The 15,130-nt window shown below is 64.6% G+C and carries 16 protein-coding genes; 10 read left to right on the plus strand and 6 right to left on the minus strand.

Features of this window, described 5'->3' with window-relative positions; translation table 11 throughout:
- The first annotated feature begins 84 nt into the window (after positions 1-84).
- Both LZ586_RS10790 and LZ586_RS10795 read left to right on the plus strand, forming a co-directional pair.
- On the plus strand, positions 85-3,402 hold the full coding sequence (locus LZ586_RS10790; RefSeq protein WP_235076304.1) for an error-prone DNA polymerase: 3,318 nt from the start codon (positions 85-87) through the stop codon (positions 3,400-3,402).
- Between the two features lie 426 nt (positions 3,403-3,828).
- Positions 3,829-4,167 (plus strand): hypothetical protein, encoded by a 339-nt coding sequence (locus LZ586_RS10795; RefSeq protein WP_235076305.1) that lies wholly within the window; start codon positions 3,829-3,831, stop codon positions 4,165-4,167.
- Positions 4,168-4,236: 69 nt separating this feature from the next.
- Here the strand turns inward: LZ586_RS10795 and LZ586_RS10800 are convergent, their stop codons facing one another.
- Positions 4,237-4,692, minus strand: coding sequence for a DUF6438 domain-containing protein (locus LZ586_RS10800; RefSeq protein WP_235076306.1), 456 nt, complete (start codon positions 4,690-4,692; stop codon positions 4,237-4,239).
- On the opposite strand from LZ586_RS10800, the gene LZ586_RS10805 reads away from it, so the two are divergent.
- The 3 genes from LZ586_RS10805 (at position 4,691) to LZ586_RS10815 (ending at position 6,245) form a co-directional block, all read left to right on the plus strand.
- The gene (locus tag LZ586_RS10805; protein ID WP_235076307.1) at positions 4,691-4,936 is read left to right on the plus strand and encodes a hypothetical protein; all 246 of its coding nucleotides are present in this window, start codon (positions 4,691-4,693) and stop codon (positions 4,934-4,936) included. The genes LZ586_RS10800 and LZ586_RS10805 overlap by 2 nt on opposite strands.
- A 165-nt stretch (positions 4,937-5,101) precedes the next feature.
- Complete coding sequence (locus tag LZ586_RS10810; protein WP_235076308.1) at positions 5,102-5,584, plus strand: hypothetical protein; 483 nt, start codon at positions 5,102-5,104, stop codon at positions 5,582-5,584.
- Positions 5,585-5,987: 403 nt separating this feature from the next.
- On the plus strand, positions 5,988-6,245 hold the full coding sequence (locus LZ586_RS10815; RefSeq protein ID WP_235076309.1) for a hypothetical protein: 258 nt from the start codon (positions 5,988-5,990) through the stop codon (positions 6,243-6,245).
- A 606-nt stretch (positions 6,246-6,851) separates the two neighbouring features.
- Here the strand turns inward: LZ586_RS10815 and LZ586_RS10820 are convergent.
- Both LZ586_RS10820 and LZ586_RS10825 read right to left on the minus strand, forming a co-directional pair.
- Complete coding sequence (locus tag LZ586_RS10820; protein WP_235076310.1) at positions 6,852-7,097, minus strand: hypothetical protein; 246 nt, start codon at positions 7,095-7,097, stop codon at positions 6,852-6,854.
- 3 nt (positions 7,098-7,100) lie between these two features.
- On the minus strand, positions 7,101-7,733 hold the full coding sequence (locus LZ586_RS10825; RefSeq protein WP_235076311.1) for an SOS response-associated peptidase: 633 nt from the start codon (positions 7,731-7,733) through the stop codon (positions 7,101-7,103).
- A 59-nt stretch (positions 7,734-7,792) separates the two neighbouring features.
- On the opposite strand from LZ586_RS10825, the gene LZ586_RS10830 reads away from it, so the two are divergent.
- From LZ586_RS10830 to LZ586_RS10845, 4 genes are all read left to right on the plus strand, one after another.
- A complete protein-coding gene (locus tag LZ586_RS10830) occupies positions 7,793-8,314 on the plus strand; it encodes an SOS response-associated peptidase family protein (RefSeq protein ID WP_235076312.1) in 522 nt (173 codons plus the stop codon).
- Positions 8,315-8,327: 13 nt separating this feature from the next.
- Positions 8,328-8,501, plus strand: a complete 174-nt coding sequence (locus LZ586_RS10835; protein WP_235076313.1) for a hypothetical protein — start codon at positions 8,328-8,330, stop codon at positions 8,499-8,501.
- A 19-nt stretch (positions 8,502-8,520) separates the two neighbouring features.
- Positions 8,521-8,736 (plus strand): hypothetical protein, encoded by a 216-nt coding sequence (locus tag LZ586_RS10840; RefSeq protein WP_235076314.1) that lies wholly within the window; start codon positions 8,521-8,523, stop codon positions 8,734-8,736.
- Between the two features lie 283 nt (positions 8,737-9,019).
- A complete protein-coding gene (locus LZ586_RS10845; RefSeq protein ID WP_235076315.1) occupies positions 9,020-9,850 on the plus strand; it encodes an aldo/keto reductase in 831 nt (276 codons plus the stop codon).
- A 767-nt stretch (positions 9,851-10,617) separates the two neighbouring features.
- On the opposite strand, the gene LZ586_RS10850 is transcribed toward LZ586_RS10845, so the two are convergent.
- The 3 genes from LZ586_RS10850 to LZ586_RS10860 are packed head-to-tail and all read right to left on the minus strand — an operon-like array spanning position 10,618 to position 12,831.
- The gene (locus LZ586_RS10850; RefSeq protein ID WP_235076316.1) at positions 10,618-11,148 is read right to left on the minus strand and encodes a hypothetical protein; all 531 of its coding nucleotides are present in this window, start codon (positions 11,146-11,148) and stop codon (positions 10,618-10,620) included.
- 20 nt (positions 11,149-11,168) lie between these two features.
- Positions 11,169-11,720: a hypothetical protein gene (locus tag LZ586_RS10855; RefSeq protein WP_235076317.1), complete on the minus strand. Its 552-nt coding sequence runs from the start codon at positions 11,718-11,720 to the stop codon at positions 11,169-11,171.
- Positions 11,707-12,831, minus strand: a complete 1,125-nt coding sequence (locus LZ586_RS10860; protein ID WP_235076318.1) for a LysM peptidoglycan-binding domain-containing protein — start codon at positions 12,829-12,831, stop codon at positions 11,707-11,709. The genes LZ586_RS10855 and LZ586_RS10860 overlap by 14 nt, the downstream gene beginning before the upstream one ends.
- A 573-nt stretch (positions 12,832-13,404) precedes the next feature.
- Here LZ586_RS10860 and LZ586_RS10865 point away from each other — a divergent pair.
- Positions 13,405-15,111 (plus strand): ShlB/FhaC/HecB family hemolysin secretion/activation protein, encoded by a 1,707-nt coding sequence (locus LZ586_RS10865; protein ID WP_235076319.1) that lies wholly within the window; start codon positions 13,405-13,407, stop codon positions 15,109-15,111.
- The last annotated feature ends 19 nt before the right edge of the window (positions 15,112-15,130 follow it).

The raw sequence follows: 15,130 nt of genomic DNA on the forward strand, positions 1-15,130 counted from the left end.
CGAGCCCGCGTCACCATCGATATCGTCGGTTGATGGACGGCTCTCCGGGGCAGACAAATGGGCTGGCGCAACTGGCCACATTCCATGGTTGAGCATAACGCGACTTATGCCGAGCTGCAGGTCACGACGCATTTCAGCTTTCTGCGCGGCGCTTCCTCGCCCGAGGAGCTGTTCGCCGCCGCCGCACTGCTCGGGCTCCCCGCGCTAGGGGTCGTCGATCGCAACTCGGTCGCCGGCATCGTACGCGCCTGGGACGCGCAAAAGGCCACCGGCGTGCGGGCGATCACCGGCTCGCGTCTCGACCTCGTCGACGGAACCGCCCTGCTCGTCTATCCGACCGACCGCGCGGCTTATGGCCGGCTTTGCCGGCTGCTGTCGGTGGGCAAGGCCCGCGCCGGCAAGGGCGCCTGCCATCTCGACTGGAACGATGTCGAGGAATGGAATGACGGGCTGATCGGCATATTGGTACCCGACCGGGCCGATGCCGTCGTGCAATCGGCGCTTGCTCGCACCGGCCGTATCTTCGGCGACCGCTCCTATCTCGCGCTGTCGCTGCGCCGCCGTCCGCGCGATGCCGTCCGGCTGCGCGACCTGGCCGCGATGGCCGCCGCAGCGCGGGTCGCAACGGTCGCGACCGGGGACGTGCTCTACCATGCTCCCGACCGAAGGCTGCTGCAGGACGTGGTCACCTGCATCCGCCAGAAATGCACGATCGACGAACTCGGCGAACGCCGCGAGCAGGTCGCGGACCGGCACCTGAAGTCGGCTGCGGAGATGGAGCGGCTGTTCCGGCGCAATCTCGGCGACACCCGGCCGGTCGCGCGCAGCCTCGAGATCGCGCAGCGCTGCAGCTTCGATCTCGAGCAGCTCAAATATCAATATCCCGACGAGATCCGGGATGCCGCCCGCACGCCGCAACAGGAGCTTGAGCGACTGACCTGGGAAAGAGCGCCCGAGCGTTATCCGGATGGGGTCACGGCCAAGGTCCGCGCCCAGATCGAGCACGAGCTCCGGCTTATCAGTCAACTCGACTACGCCCCCTACTTCCTGACGGTCTATTCAATCGTGAACTTCGCCCGCTCCAAGGACATCCTCTGTCAGGGCCGCGGCTCGGCCGCCAACTCGGCGGTCTGCTTCTGCCTAGGCGTCACCTCGATCGACCCGGTGCGCTCGGAGCTATTGTTCGAGCGCTTCGTCTCGGCGGAGCGGCGCGAGCCCCCCGACATCGACGTCGATTTCGAGCATGAGCGGCGCGAGGAGGTGATCCAGTGGATCTACGAAACCTATGGCCGGACCCGCTCCGCGCTGACCGCAGTCGTGACCCGCTACCGCGCGCGCGGCGCGGTCCGCGAGGTAGGCAAGGCATTGGGCGTCAGCGAAGACATGACCGCGGGCCTCTCCAGCCAGGTCTGGGGCTGGAGCCGGGAGGGCGTCGAGGAACGCCATGCGGAGGAGCTCAACCTCGACATGGGTGATCGCCGGCTCGCGCTGACGCTCGAGCTCGCGCGCCTGCTGATCAACACGCCGCGGCACCTCTCCCAGCATCCCGGCGGCTTCGTCCTTACCCGCGACCGGCTCGACGAGCTCGTGCCAGTCGAGCCGGCGGCGATGGACGACCGGCAGGTTATCGAATGGGACAAGGACGATATCGACGCTTTGGGCTTCATGAAGGTGGATGTGCTGGGGCTGGGGATGCTCAGCTGCATGCGGCGTGGCTTCGAGTTCCTCGCCGCCGACAAGGGCGTGAAAGTCGACCTGGCCACGATCCCGGCCGAGGATCCCGCCACCTATGCGATGATCCGCAAGGCCGACACGCTCGGCGTCTTTCAGATCGAGAGCCGGGCCCAGATGGCGATGCTGCCGAGGATCAACCCTCGGACCTTCTACGACCTGGTGATCCAGGTCGCGATCGTGCGGCCCGGCCCGATCCAGGGCGACATGGTCCATCCCTATCTACGGCGCCGCGAAGGCAGGGAGGCGGTCACCTATCCCAAGGAGGAGTTGCGCCGGGTGCTCGAGAAGACGCTCGGCGTGCCGCTCTTCCAGGAGCAGGCAATGCGCGTTGCGATCGAGTGCGCCGGGTTCACCGCGTCCGAGGCCGACCTGCTTCGCCGCGCCATGGCGACCTTCAAGCTCACCGGCGGGGTCAGCCATTTCCGCGACAAGCTGATCGGCGGCATGGTCGCGCGCGGCTACGCGCATGCCTTTGCCGAGAAGACCTTCAAGCAGATCGAGGGCTTCGGAAGCTATGGCTTTCCCGAGAGCCATGCCGCCAGCTTCGCGCTGATCGCCTATGCGTCGAGCTGGATGAAATGCCATCATCCCGATGCGTTCTGCGCCGCATTGCTCAACGCCCAGCCCATGGGCTTCTATGCGCCCGCGCAGATCGTCCGCGACGCGCGCGAGCACGGCGTCGAGGTCCGTCCCGTCGACGTCAACGCGAGCCGCTGGGACTGTACGCTCGAAGACACGACCGGCCGCTACAAGGCGGTGCGTCTGGGCCTTCGGATGGTGCGCGACCTGTCCAATGCCGATGCCGCCGCAATCGTCGGTGCGCGCGCGGACCAGCCCTACCGTAGCGTCGAGGAGATCCAGCGGCGTGCCGAGATCGGAGCCGGCGCGCTCAACCGTATTGGCGAGGCCGACGGGTTCGGGTCGCTGGAGCAGACCCGCCGCACGGGGCTTTGGCAGGTCAAGGGGCTGGCGGACACGCCCTTGCCGCTGTTCGCCGCGGCCGACCGGCGCGACCAAGCGTGGCGCGACGAAGCGGACGAGCCTGAGGTCACGCTCGTGCCGATGGGTGAAGGCCAGGAAGTGGTCGAGGACTATCGCGCAACCTCCTTGTCGCTGCGGGCGCATCCGCTCGCCTTCCTCCGCGACGAGTTGTCCGCCCGCAAGATCCGGCCATGCTCGGAGACGCGCACGATGAAGGACGGGCGCTGGATCAACCTGGCCGGTCTCGTGCTGGTTCGCCAGAAGCCCGGCTCGGCCAAGGGCGTGATGTTCATCACCATCGAGGATGAGACCGACATTGCCAACCTGGTGGTGTGGACCAACGTCTTCGAGAAGCACCGGCGCGTTGTGCTCGGTGCGTCCATGCTCGGCGTGCGAGGCAAGGTGCAGCGCGAGGGTGAAGTCATCCACGTCGTCGTCGAGCGGCTCGACGATCTCTCGCCGCTGCTCGCGAGCGTCGGTTCGCGCCAGGATGTCGCCGATGTCTACCGCGTCGCCCGCGCCGATATCGTCAAGCACGGCATGGGCCCCGATCCACGTGTCCCGGCCGAGCGGTCGCTGGGCAAGGTGCCGCGCGACATCTACATTCCCGATCTCAGGCTTGGCTCGGGCATTGTCCCCGGGCAGCCGACCGAAGGCATCAAGATCAAGCCTCGGGACTTCCGATGAAGCGTTCGTAAGTCGCGCGCCGGCCGCGGGATCCAGGCCGGTCACGGTGATCGAAGGTGACGCACTGTTCGACGGGCCCGAACGATACCGTTCACACGTTCTCGCGATGCGGGCGCATCCGCGCTTCCCGCCAGATGCGGAACGAAGAGGGGTTTGGCCGCGAAAGCCCAGCTTCTCACCGGGGGAAAGACACGCGCCGGGCGCCGCACACTCCCGAGTTTTACCGCTACGCACACGACGCCGCGCGTCGGCGACCTGTATTTTTTTGAACAGAATGCTCAGGATTTGGACAGGCGCAAGGCGATACAGCGCGTACCGCTCGCATCGTGGCCAACCGCGCTCCTTGCCTGCCTAGGACTGCAGATTGCGGTCGATGTACGAGGAGATTTGAGATGAAAAAGATTACCGTCGCTCTCCGGTCTCGGCATGCTCGCCGCTGCGCTTCCAGCCAGCGCAATCGCCACCACCTCCGCGCCGGGAATAGTTAACCCGCAGGGCGGAGTCTGCCAGAACATCAATGCCCGCCAGAATCGAAACGAAGTCCGCATCAACCAGGGCATCCGCTCTGGCGCGCTCACTCGCCGCGAAGCAGTCCGTCTGCGCACGCAGTTCCGCGCCATCGAGCGTCTCGAGGCTCGCTATCGACTAGCACGCCCCGGCCTGACTTTGGCCAAGCGCCGCGATCTGGACCGTCGGTTCGACTCACTCGAGCGCAGCATCCGCATCCAGAAGCACGATCGCGATCATCGCGGCCGCCGCTGGTAATTGCTCCCGAGCGGAATAAGGACGAGCTCCGCCTTTGTGGGGGGCTGGTTCACTTTGGCTTGGGGCTGCTCAGCCATTCGGCTGATGATCGAGCGTCAGCGGCCTATGGTGCGCCGCAGAGTCAGCGCCCTGAAATCGGCGCTTGCCGATCAACCCGCCGAGCGGCAGCGCAAGCGGCGCGTCGCGCAGCGCCTCTGCCAGCGCACGATGCTCGTCGCGATCGCAGCCATAATCGTACAGCAGGTGCCCTGACCCGGCCCCACCGGTCCACCTTACATCGACGGAAGGAAGATCGGTCGCATATGTCCTGCAAGAATCCGGGCCGGTCAGCAGCAGCTCGCCCGTGGGCAGATAGGGTTGCAGACGATTGAAGAACTTGGCGGCTTGGGCCGGCGCCGCCCTGAAGCGGCGCTCGCCGATCACCGCGGTGTTGCTGGTGCCGGTGAACAGGCTCGCGCCATCGGCGCTTACGGCTACGGTATAGACCGGGCAAAATCCGTGGCAGACGGTCGTGGCGTAGGTCATGCTTCGGATTTGCGGCTGCGGTGTGGCCGCCGCTTGCGGCCGGGGGACCTCCCCGGTGGTGGTGGTGCATCCACCGAGCGCCAGCGCTGCGCCCAATGTCCATCCGATCAACCGCATCATCAAGTTCCTCGTCGCTGTGCTCGCCACCCGTAGATCGGGCGATGCCATCACCCTCGGCTTCGCGCCGGCCGACCTATCCTGGCCCGAACACGGCAGCACGACGAAACCCTCTGCTCGCCGCTGACGTTCCTCCGTCATGAAACACCTTCCTGCTTATGCTGCGCCCGCTGTTGCCTTGATCTTTGCCCTCGCTGCCTGTTCCTCCCGGTCGGACGACACAAACGTCACTGCGCCTACAGCTGATGTGGTGGCGGAGAGCGCGGCCCCCCGCCCTTCTGTTTCCTCTCGGATGACCGAAGATGCACCGCGCGAAGCAGCGGCGTCGCCGACACCTGTCTCGGCAACGGTGCTCCGCCTCGAAGGGCTCGGCGATTTGCGGATCGGCCGGCCGGTGCCGAAAAGCGGCGCATGGGCCGAGCGCGGCGCGCAGACAGGCGGCGCGTGCCGAACAGTAAGCTCGCCCGATCATCCCGGCGTCTACGCCATTGTCTCCGAGGGCAAGGTGCGGCGTATCACAGTCGGCCAGCGCTCCGACGTGAAGCTCGCCGAGGGCCTGGGCGTGGGTTCGAGCGAGAAGGACGTTAAGAAGTGGTTTGGCGGCTTCCGCGAGGAGCCGCATAAGTACGAAGACGGCCCTGCCAAATACCTGACTGCACCCAACGCCGCGAGTGGCGACCCCGCCTTGCGCTTCGAAATTGGGCGTGACGGCAAGGTGAGCCTAATGCACGTCGGCACCATGCCGGTGCTCGGTTACGTGGAAGGGTGTGCGTGATCTGTCCTGGGTTCCCCAAGAACCGAGGCCATCAAGGAAACATGCGCTCAGCGGTATTGGGATGGCGGCTTTGCTATGGCCTGCGGGACATCTCGGTCGAACAAGGAAGCAGGCACGAACCGAAAGGGGTGACCGCCCCATTTGAGACCAAGCGGTGCGCGAGCAGATCCACCTGCTGCAGCGTTGGCAGTTGCGCCCAATGAAAGGCTGCGACGCCGCCCGCGATCCTGCCGACTTTGCTTTGTGGACTTTGTTGCTTAGCGCTTGGGTACGGGCTTGCTGGTGTGGACCCTGTGGGAGACTCGCGCGAACGCTCGACGCGAGTTGAGAGCTTACGTCTCCGTCAGGATTGGCTTCGCCTCGTTCATGGGTCAGAGTGCTGACTTTCGGCAGGGAGGAAGAAATGGACGTTGAACGTTCAACTGAGCTGGCAACCGCCCGGATGGACAGCATGGCGGTAGGCACTGTGGCTGTCGCTGGGGTAGCAGCGCTCTGCAATGAGCTCGCAGCTGGAGGGCTGCTAGATGACGAGCAACTCAACCGCATTCGAGTCTTCATGCTGATCTCGATTGAGCGATCAGTCGGCTCGGTAAAGCTTCAGTCTGCCATGAACGAGGCGATTGGTCATCACTTCGAGCAGCTACGACATCGAATGAGCTAAGCCGCGACTTTAATCATTAACCTAAACCCAAGTAACTTTCGGGACTTCGCTGCATCTCTTGCTCGTGCATTATGACCTAGGAAGGCTGCTCAAGCAGGGTGCCACTGATGCACTGTGGCATCTGACAGAGAAATTGGAACCTGCCTCGCCGAACCTCGGTTAATCCGTAGCTTGAAGCCTCTTCCCTTTCGGGGGGAAGGGTCGAGCGCTCGCGACGCCCTATCGATCTATAGATCGGTAGGGCGATCGTCCGCAGTGGCCGAATATTCTGGATTGGAGAGAAGGCAGGAGAGTGGTTCGACGCTCGCCTGGACACAGGGGACGTCGGCTACGTCCACAGCAACTTCGTTGAAAAGCTGAAATAAACGCCTGTGACCGAGCAGGGATCGAAGCTTTTTTCGGCAGCCTTCGGACTTCGCCCTGAGCGGGTGATGCTGCGTTGGTGGCGAGGGCAGCGTAAGGCGGTCCCTTTAACTCGCAGAAGCTTCATGCGACCGTACTCATACAGAACTGTCCGCTGCGCAATCCATACATGCGTGGGCCGCTGATCAACTGGACGCGGGCATACGAACGGTATTCGGAAGTGCAGGCTGAGGTGCTCGCCTATCAGCCCAACGTGATCGCGCCGGCGGACGACAGGTACCACGCGGACCACGACAAGTGGCCGAGACACTTCGACTTCTCGACTGACCCAGCGGCTGCGGCAGAGCTCGCCGCCACGCTTCGAGGAGCGTGCGAAACAGCTTGCGGCAGAATCAGGAAGATTGGCGTCGGCATCAGCGACAGCAGCGCGCTCACCAGGCTGAGCGCCACGAAGGACCAGCCCAGCGCCAGCAGCCCACGCGCGACCATCGATTATTCAAGCGCAAGCGTCGGCTGGGCCGCCACTGCAGGCGGCGGCGACACCTGCGCCACCGAGAGGCTGCCTTTCGGGAGCGGTGCAAGCAGATTGGCGGCCGGTACGCTCGGATCGAGCCAATCCGCCCAATGGTCGCGCCGCAACGCGATGATCTGGCGGCTATGATACGGCGCTGTGTCCTCGCCGGCATCGGTGGTCAGCATCGTGAAGGCTTCGCCGATATCGGGATGGCTGCGCCAGATCCCTGCGATGCAGAGCCAGCGGTGATCGTTGAGCGTGAACAGCCACTTGTCCTGGCGCTTCTGCTTCGGGTCTTCGGGCTTGGTGAACTCGTAATAGCCATCGGCGAGGATCAGGCATCGCTTCGAGGTGAACTCGCGTCCTTCGGACCGGAAGTTGAACACCGGAGCCCCTTTGGGCCCTGGCCAGCTCCATCGGCGATTCACCAGCTCGCCCGCGCCGCGCTGGTCCTCGATCTCGCGGACGATCGGTCCGATATCGGTAATCTGGACGTCCGAGCGGGCGGCTACGTTCGGCGTTCCCTCGGGCGTGGTGATCTTGATCTTGAGGTCGTCAAAGTCCTTCAGGATCGAAGCGACGTCGACCTCGAGGCGATAGTCATTGCACATGTCAGCCTCCGTTTTGTCGCGACTTGCGACTCAAGCGCGTTCCCAATATGTTCTCGGTCATGGCCGCGACTCCAACCCCCTTCGACTCCGAAGCACCGCTGGGAGCACGCCGCGCCATCATCCGGTGCAACCCAGACAATCCACAAGAGATGGAGATGATCGAGGCGGTCTGGGGTTCCAATCCGCGGTTCAGCGACGGCGTCGCCTTTCGATTCGTCCGCTCTGAAGGAAAGACCTTCCCGAGCCGTCGTTGCCTGATCCCGGCATCGGAATTTCAGCTGGCGGTCGGCAAGCGCCGGTACCGTGTGACGCTCGACGGCGGCAACTTCTTCTACCTCGCCGGCGTGTGGGAGCCGGCGATGGGCGATTGGCCGCTCTATTACCGGATCGTCACGGTTGAGGCGAACCCCGAAGTCGCCCTTCATCAGGAGCGGCACGGCGCGATCATTCATCGGCGCCAGGTGAAGCAGTGGTTAGGTCATGAGGTCCCCGAAACCGACCTGTTGATGACTCCACCAGCGCGCACATTCGTAGTCGAGGAGATCGACGCGAAGCCGGTACAGACCGCATTGGCATTCTGACGCGAGGCCGAGGATGTTTTCCCAACGCACTACGCCATCCAGCACTACAGGCGATATCGATCCTCTGCTCTGCTCTGCTCTGCTCGCTGCCACGGCGAATTTCCCTCTCGGCAGTCTGTCGAGCGGCATCGGCTTCGAACCCGCTGGCTTCCGGGTGACGATCCTGTTCATCGAGGAACTGCCCTAGTGACGGGGATCCCAGGTTGATGCGGCGTGCCCTTGCCGGGAGCGCGCTCGCCATTGGACTCGCCTGGGCGCCGGGGGCGAGCGCCGATCCTTGCGAAGGCGGGTTGCCGACCCAGGGCACTCGCGTCGTGCGGTATGTCGGCGACGGCGACAGCCTCTGCGTCAGCGCTCAGGACCGCCCCGATCAGTGGATCGAGGTGCCACGCTCGCCTGCCGGGCGGCCGGCAGAGCTATGACCGCGTCATGGACGATTGCACGCTGAACGGCCGTCCGCTCGGGAGCTTGCTGCGGACCGATGGTGAAGCCGAGGACGGAAGAGGCTGGCGGCGGCAGCAGCGGCGCTGATCGGCACTAGACCGCTACGGCCTCAGATTGTGATCGGAGTCCTTGCGAGCTTTCAGAACAACTTGGGGACCTCTCGTCAGGCGCCCTTGAGGTGGGAGGATGAATTCGAAGGATCACGTCGGAGCTGCCCGGACCTATCGTTCGTTGCGTCTCGAAAGCAAGGACCAGGATGATATGCGCATCATAGATCTCCCCGGTGGCGAACGGGTGCCTTGTCTAGGGCAGGGCACTTGGATGATGGGTGATCGCCGGGAGCGTCGTGCCGAGGAAATCGCGGCGCTTCGCGTTGGTATCGAGCTCGGCATGACGCTGATCGACACCGCCGAAATGTACGGCGAGGGAGCCAGCGAGACACTGATTGGCGAGGCGATCACAGGCATACGCGATCAACTCTTCCTGGTCAGCAAGGCCTATCCGCAAAATGCCGCGCGCGAACGCTTGGCCGGGTCGTGCGAGGCGAGCCTGAAGCGGCTCGGCACTGATCGCCTCGATCTCTATCTTCTCCATTGGCGTGGCAACGTGCCCTTGGCCGAGACCGTCGAGGCAATGGGGAGGCTCCAGCGCGAGGGCAAAATCCGCCATTGGGGTGTAAGCAACCTGGATACAGACGACATGGAGGAACTCGTGGCCGCCGGTGGCGGCACCTGCGCGACCGACCAGATCCTCTACAATCTTTCCCGTCGCGGGCCGGAGCATGGCCTCCTGCCATGGCTTGCCGATCGCGGCGTGTCGGCGATGGCCTATAGCCCGGTTGAGCAGGGGCGACTTCTCGGCAATCCCAAGCTTGCGGCGATCGCGTCTGAAATCGACGCGACACCATCGCAGCTCGCACTCGCCTGGGTTTTGCGTCGGCCAGGCGTGATCGCGATCCCGAAGGCCGCAAGCGTCGAGCATGTCCGCGAGAACTGCGCGGCGGCTGATCTCGTGCTGGACGCGAAGATACTGGCCAAGCTCGACGTGCTATTCCCCCGACCGCGCGAACCGCAGCCCCTCGAGATGCTCTAGCAGCGGCCGACAGAGGGCCGCGCTCAACGAGTCAGCAAGCGCGCTATCGCTCCGTCGAGCTTTTGCCGGCTCCAGCTTTGTCGCCCACCCAGCACGACGGGGTTGGGCAGCGTCCCTCGATACACTTCGCGGATGAACGCGGACTCACGCAGGTCGAGGTATGCCGCAGCCGTTCGCTGCCGCATCATCTCCGGCCAGTCCGGGAAACGAAGGGCGACATTGATCGTCCGTCGCGCCGTTTAGCGGCGCCTGGAAGCTCGACTGGCGGTCGGCGTTGAGCACCATCGCTTCTTCATCGATTAGCGCCGACTCGACCTTGAGCTTCGCGACGTTCCCGAGGATTGACGCGAAGCGATCCGAGCATTCGAATCCGGATCGTGTATAGCCTAGCGCCGTACCGCCTCCTACCGCAGCCAGCGTGCGCTATCCGTCATGCTTCATCTCGTGCAGCCAGCAACGAGCGGTAGCGTCCACGGCAAGGATCATGAAGACCGTCGTCGGCGCCAGTGGCAGCTCCGCGCGACCATCGGTTATTCACCCGCAAGCGTCGGCCGGACCGCCCCCGCGGGCGGCGGCGATACCTGCGTCACCAAGAGGCTGCCTTTGGGGAGCAGTGCAAGCAGATTGGCGGCCGGTACGCTCCAATCGAGCCAATCCGCTCACTGGTCTTGCCGTAATGCGAGATCGGGCGGCTATGATACGGCGAGCTCGACGTGCTGGCAGAGCGGCTGCGCGGCTGGAGGACGGCTATTCAGCCTTTCGCCCCATCAGTCCGCTACCTCTACTTCATAGGGTTCGCCAGTTTCGTCGATTGGAATTAGTGACGCAGAGGATTCGCCGGAGACATACAGGAGCTTGCCGTCGCGCACGCTGCCCACGAACGATCGACCGTAGGAGTCGAGCTTGGTCCAGGCGCCTAGCTCCTCCAGCTTGGCGCGTCCGATCATCGCCGCATCGACCTTGGCGCAGGATTCGCGCTCCCACAGGAACTGCTGCTGCTTGGTCCCGGCATAAGCGAAGGTGATCAGGCACGACGTTCCGCCATTGGCCATGGCGGTGTCCTGCTTCGCCAGCACCTTCGAAACGGACGATTGCGCCGGATTGTGCGCGGCTGAAGTGGGAGCGGCTGCCGGTGGCAGATCCGCAGCTTTAGTACTCGGAGCGGCAGGCGCGGTGCCGTTTCCCCCACCAGCGGGTGCCGCGTCGGAGCAGGAAGCAGCGGTCAGCGACAGCGCAGCGAGCAGCAGGCGCGCGCCAAACCGGTTCTGCATCCGAAGATAATATGGAAGATCGATCATGCCCATTCTCCTGGCAACGCTCAGTCGGCCACTTCGATTTCGGCGGCAGTCCCGGTCTCGTCCTCGGGATAGATCGCTGCGGAGAATTCACCCTCGACGAACAGCGTCTGGCCGCCCGGCGTCTTCTCAACATAGCCGCGTTGAAACTCGTCGAGCTTTTCCCACCAGCCCAGCTCTTCCATCTTGGCGCGCCCGATCATGCCTGCGGTCACCTTGGCGCAGGGCTCGTCCCACACCGTCTGCTGGGGCTCCTCGCCCGCATAGACGAAGTCGATATAGCAGGCGATCTTGCCGCTGACCATTTTCTGGTCCTTCTTGCCCATCACCTTGGACACGGCGAACTTGTCCGAGCTCTTGGGAGCGGGAGCCGGTGCGCCGGTGGGATGAACGTCCTGTGCCGCCTCCACAGCCGTGTTGCCCGCCGGCGTCGAAGCGACGTCAGTCTGGGTGGCAGCAGTGGTGTCGTTGCGCTCCGGAACTGTCGCGGACCCGGAACAGGCCGCGGTCGCCAGCGCCAACGCAGCGAGCGTCAGCCCGGTTTGACGGCCGGAGCGGCGCTCAGTGCGGGTCATATTCGACATGGAGGTGGTTGTTGCTGGCATTGTTGAAGGTCTCGAAGATGACGTCATAGCGGTTTCCCAGCGATTGGCGCACGGCATCGCGCAGTGCGCGGCCCTCCGCGATCGAGATGTTGTTGCCGCGGAAATCGAGCGCCCTATCCGAATAATGGAGCGACTGCCTGCCGTGCCGGCTGTCGTTACCCGACGTAATGACGGGCGTGGGAAGCTGAAGCTGGCGCGCCGCACTGGCAACCGCGCGGATCACTGCGTCCATCTCGGGAGCGAGATGGCCGATCTTCACGCTTGCGGCCTTCACCTGCACGCCGCTGGCCGCTGCCACGGTGTTGCCGTTGACGCGCAATCCGGCAGGCGGCAGGCCCGGCGCTCGCGTCGGTGAGACGGGGGCGGGCGCCTGCTGCGCGGCGGCTGCGGTGGGCAGCACGAGCGTGAACGGGGCGGGGCGGCGGCGCTGAAGGCCAGCGGTGGTGCCATGGCGATGGATCGACTTGCCATGGCCGAATACCGGTCCATCCAGCGCGTTGATCCAGGCCAGGTTCTTCTTGTCGGAATAATTGGGATTGGCGTAATTCAGATGGGTGCCCACCGACGAAGCTCGACCGCCTGCGCGCTCGGCGAGGTAGGCATCCACCACCTGGTTGACACGGCGGCTGACGGTGCTGACCGCCAGATCCTCGACCGAGTCGCGCTTGTCGCGCCAGGCGATCGGGCCGTTTATGTCCGAGAACTGGCTCTTGGCATTGACTACGCCTGACACGGTGCTGCCCCACACGCCCGACGCGACGCGGTTCAGGATCGTGTCGATGATGCCGTGCGCCTGGTCCACGCCCGAGCTCTGCACCCATTCGGTCTGTAGCGTCTTCTTGATGTTGAGCACATCGGTGGCGGTAAGCGTCAGCTTTCCGCCCGCCAGCCGCGTCGCGCCACCGCTGGCACCGGCGCTCGGGGAAACCCCGGGAAGGATTAGCCGCTGCCCGACATGGATCACGTTGACGTTCTGGATGCCGTTGCTGTGAGCAAGCGCGCGCATGCCGACGCCGGAACGTCGGGCGATCGCCGACAAGGTGTCGCCTGGCCGGACGACATAGGTGCGATCGGCGGGCATCAGGACTGCCGATCCCGGTTCTTACGAAGCATCATGCCATTCATTCGCTCGCGCTCCTGTACGTGGCTTCATGATCCATTTTAACGGCCCCGCCGGTGCGGTCAAACGATCGTTCCAGCTTTGCGATCCATTCGCGCGCCGAGCGTGTGGCACTGGTTGGACGGGGAAGGACGGCTTGGATGAACGCCCCTTGCTAAACGCAGTATCTTCGCGCAGTGGAATGGACGGGGCGGGCCGTACAGGGAGGCTCGAATTGAAGCAGTATGGGCGTGCCTTGATCCTAGGGGCGCGGCGGAATTCCGCCGGCACCTGGACAGGCATTTCGCGGGCACCTGGCGGCGGTGGGCGCACTGCAAGCCCCATGGTGCTACCCGATCCGGCCACGTGCCTCACCACTTCACCGCCGACAGTTCCGGTAAAGCGCGTGGTAACTTCGAACCGTACCGAAATGTCCAGCACGGCGCGACAAGCAACGCGACGGGTGCAATGATGACGTCGTATTCATAGCGTTCAAGGCGTTCAAAGGGGAAGCGCAACGTGCATCAATTGACGCGGTTCTATCGTAGTGGTAGCGTGGCTGGACTACTGGCGGGATTGCTGTGGAGCGGCGGCGCCGATGCGCAGAACGTGCCGCAGAGCCTTCCTTCGCCCGAACAGGTCACCCCGCCGACTCCGGAGCTTCGCGGACCGTCGCGTGTCGATGTGGATTCGCGTTCGGCTTTCCAGGCAGAGCGCTGCCCGTTCGATGATTCGGCACTGCGGCTCGACCTTCGCCGCGTTGAGTTCACCCGCGCCGACGGTTCGCCGCTCCAGCCCGAGATCCAGGCAGTGGTGGCGCGCCTGAAACTGCCCGCCGGCGACCAATCGATCCGGGTGGTGTGCGACCTCCGGGACGAGGTGAACGAGGCCCTGCGCCGCGCTGGCTGGATCGCATCGGTCCAGATCCCCGCGCAGGAGATCAACGACGGCACGCTGCGGTTGCAGATCGTGACCGCGCGCATGGTCGAAACGCGGGTACGCGGCAATCCGGGGCCCTATGAGAAGCTGTTGCGCGAACGGCTGGCCCAGCTCCAATCCTATGATCCGCTGAACGAGCGCACGGTGGAACGGCTGCTGCTGCTGGCCGGGGACGTGCCCGGGCTCGACATCCAGCTCGCGCTGCGCCCGGCGGGCCGCGAGCAGGGCGAGGTGATCGGCGAAGTTACGATCAACTATCGCCGCTTCACCGTGCTCGCCAATGCGCAGAACTACAATTCGCGGGTGCTGGGGCGCGAGACCGGCTATGTCCGCGCCGAATATTACGGGCTAACGGGTCTCAGCGACGTTACCTATGTCGGACTTTCCAGCACCGCCGACTTCCAGGAGCAGAAGATCGTCCAGGGCGGCCACATCTTCGGGCTGGACGGCAAGGGATCGACCTTTGGCGGGCGGCTCAGCTACGCTTGGTCGCGCCCCGATTTGGGCGTGCTCGACTATCGCACCGACACGCTGATCGCCGGGTTCGACTATGCCCGCCCGCTGGTGCGCTCGCTCAACACCAACGTGACCGTCGGGCTCGGCTTCGATTACATCAACCAGATCACCGACATCTATTCCGGCGACACGAAGCTCCCGCTAACGCGCGACCGGATGCGCATCGCTTATGCCAGCCTCTCCGGCGACACCCGCAACGTGCGCGGCGACGGCAGCCTGGTCTGGTCGCTGCGCACCGCGCTGGAGTTGCGTAAGGGTTTCGACATCCTCGACGCGTCGCAGCAGGGCGTGCGCGGCGGCGAGATCCAGTCGCGCGTCGACGGGCATGCCGACGCCTTCCTGCTGCGCGGCAGCGTGGAGGCAGTGGCCGGGATCACGCCGGGCTTCCGGTTGATCGGGCGAGGCCAGGCGCAGTGGACCAACGTGTCGCTGCTCAATTACGAGGAATTCTCACTCGGCAACCTGACCATAGGGCGCGGATACGATCCGGGCGCGAACAGCGGCGATCGAGCGGTGGGGCTCAGCGGCGGGGCCGAACTCGACCTGCCGCCAGTGGCACACGTGACGCCGCAGGTGTTCGGCTTCTACGATTTCGTCTATCTCGATAATCTCGACCGCGGTGCGACCGAGCGCAATCGCAGGCTCTCCAGCTTCGGCGGCGGTGTGCGGCTGGGGCTGCCGGGGCTGGCGCTGCTGGAAGTGACGTACGCCCATCCCAAGGACAAGGCGCTGATCATCGACGAGCGCCGTCCTTCGGACCGAGTTCTGGTTTCCTTGTCGCTGCGGTTCAGCGACTCCGCGCGGTAATTTAATGCGGCGATTGAGG

It is taken from the genome of Sphingomonas sp. S2-65 (assembly GCF_021513175.1).
GTDB lineage: Bacteria > Pseudomonadota > Alphaproteobacteria > Sphingomonadales > Sphingomonadaceae > Sphingomonas.

Bases quoted from the DNA above. Each gene is read 5' to 3' on its own strand.
- LZ586_RS10855 (WP_235076317.1), bottom strand. From the start codon at position 11,720: ATGACCCGCACTGAGCGCCGCTCCGGCCGTCAAACCGGGCTGACGCTC.
- LZ586_RS10820 (WP_235076310.1), bottom strand. From the start codon at position 7,097: ATGGTCGCGCGTGGGCTGCTGGCGCTGGGCTGGTCCTTCGTGGCGCTC.
- LZ586_RS10845 (WP_235076315.1), top strand. From the start codon at position 9,020: ATGCGCATCATAGATCTCCCCGGTGGCGAACGGGTGCCTTGTCTAGGG.
- LZ586_RS10815 (WP_235076309.1), top strand. From the start codon at position 5,988: ATGGACGTTGAACGTTCAACTGAGCTGGCAACCGCCCGGATGGACAGC.
- LZ586_RS10810 (WP_235076308.1), top strand. From the start codon at position 5,102: ATGACCGAAGATGCACCGCGCGAAGCAGCGGCGTCGCCGACACCTGTC.
- LZ586_RS10840 (WP_235076314.1), top strand. From the start codon at position 8,521: ATGCGGCGTGCCCTTGCCGGGAGCGCGCTCGCCATTGGACTCGCCTGG.
- LZ586_RS10795 (WP_235076305.1), top strand. From the start codon at position 3,829: ATGCTCGCCGCTGCGCTTCCAGCCAGCGCAATCGCCACCACCTCCGCG.
- LZ586_RS10850 (WP_235076316.1), bottom strand. From the start codon at position 11,148: ATGATCGATCTTCCATATTATCTTCGGATGCAGAACCGGTTTGGCGCG.
- LZ586_RS10835 (WP_235076313.1), top strand. From the start codon at position 8,328: ATGTTTTCCCAACGCACTACGCCATCCAGCACTACAGGCGATATCGAT.
- LZ586_RS10825 (WP_235076311.1), bottom strand. From the start codon at position 7,733: ATGTGCAATGACTATCGCCTCGAGGTCGACGTCGCTTCGATCCTGAAG.
- LZ586_RS10805 (WP_235076307.1), top strand. From the start codon at position 4,691: ATGCTTCGGATTTGCGGCTGCGGTGTGGCCGCCGCTTGCGGCCGGGGG.
- LZ586_RS10860 (WP_235076318.1), bottom strand. From the start codon at position 12,831: ATGCCCGCCGATCGCACCTATGTCGTCCGGCCAGGCGACACCTTGTCG.
- LZ586_RS10830 (WP_235076312.1), top strand. From the start codon at position 7,793: ATGGCCGCGACTCCAACCCCCTTCGACTCCGAAGCACCGCTGGGAGCA.
- LZ586_RS10790 (WP_235076304.1), top strand. From the start codon at position 85: ATGGTTGAGCATAACGCGACTTATGCCGAGCTGCAGGTCACGACGCAT.
- LZ586_RS10800 (WP_235076306.1), bottom strand. From the start codon at position 4,692: ATGACCTACGCCACGACCGTCTGCCACGGATTTTGCCCGGTCTATACC.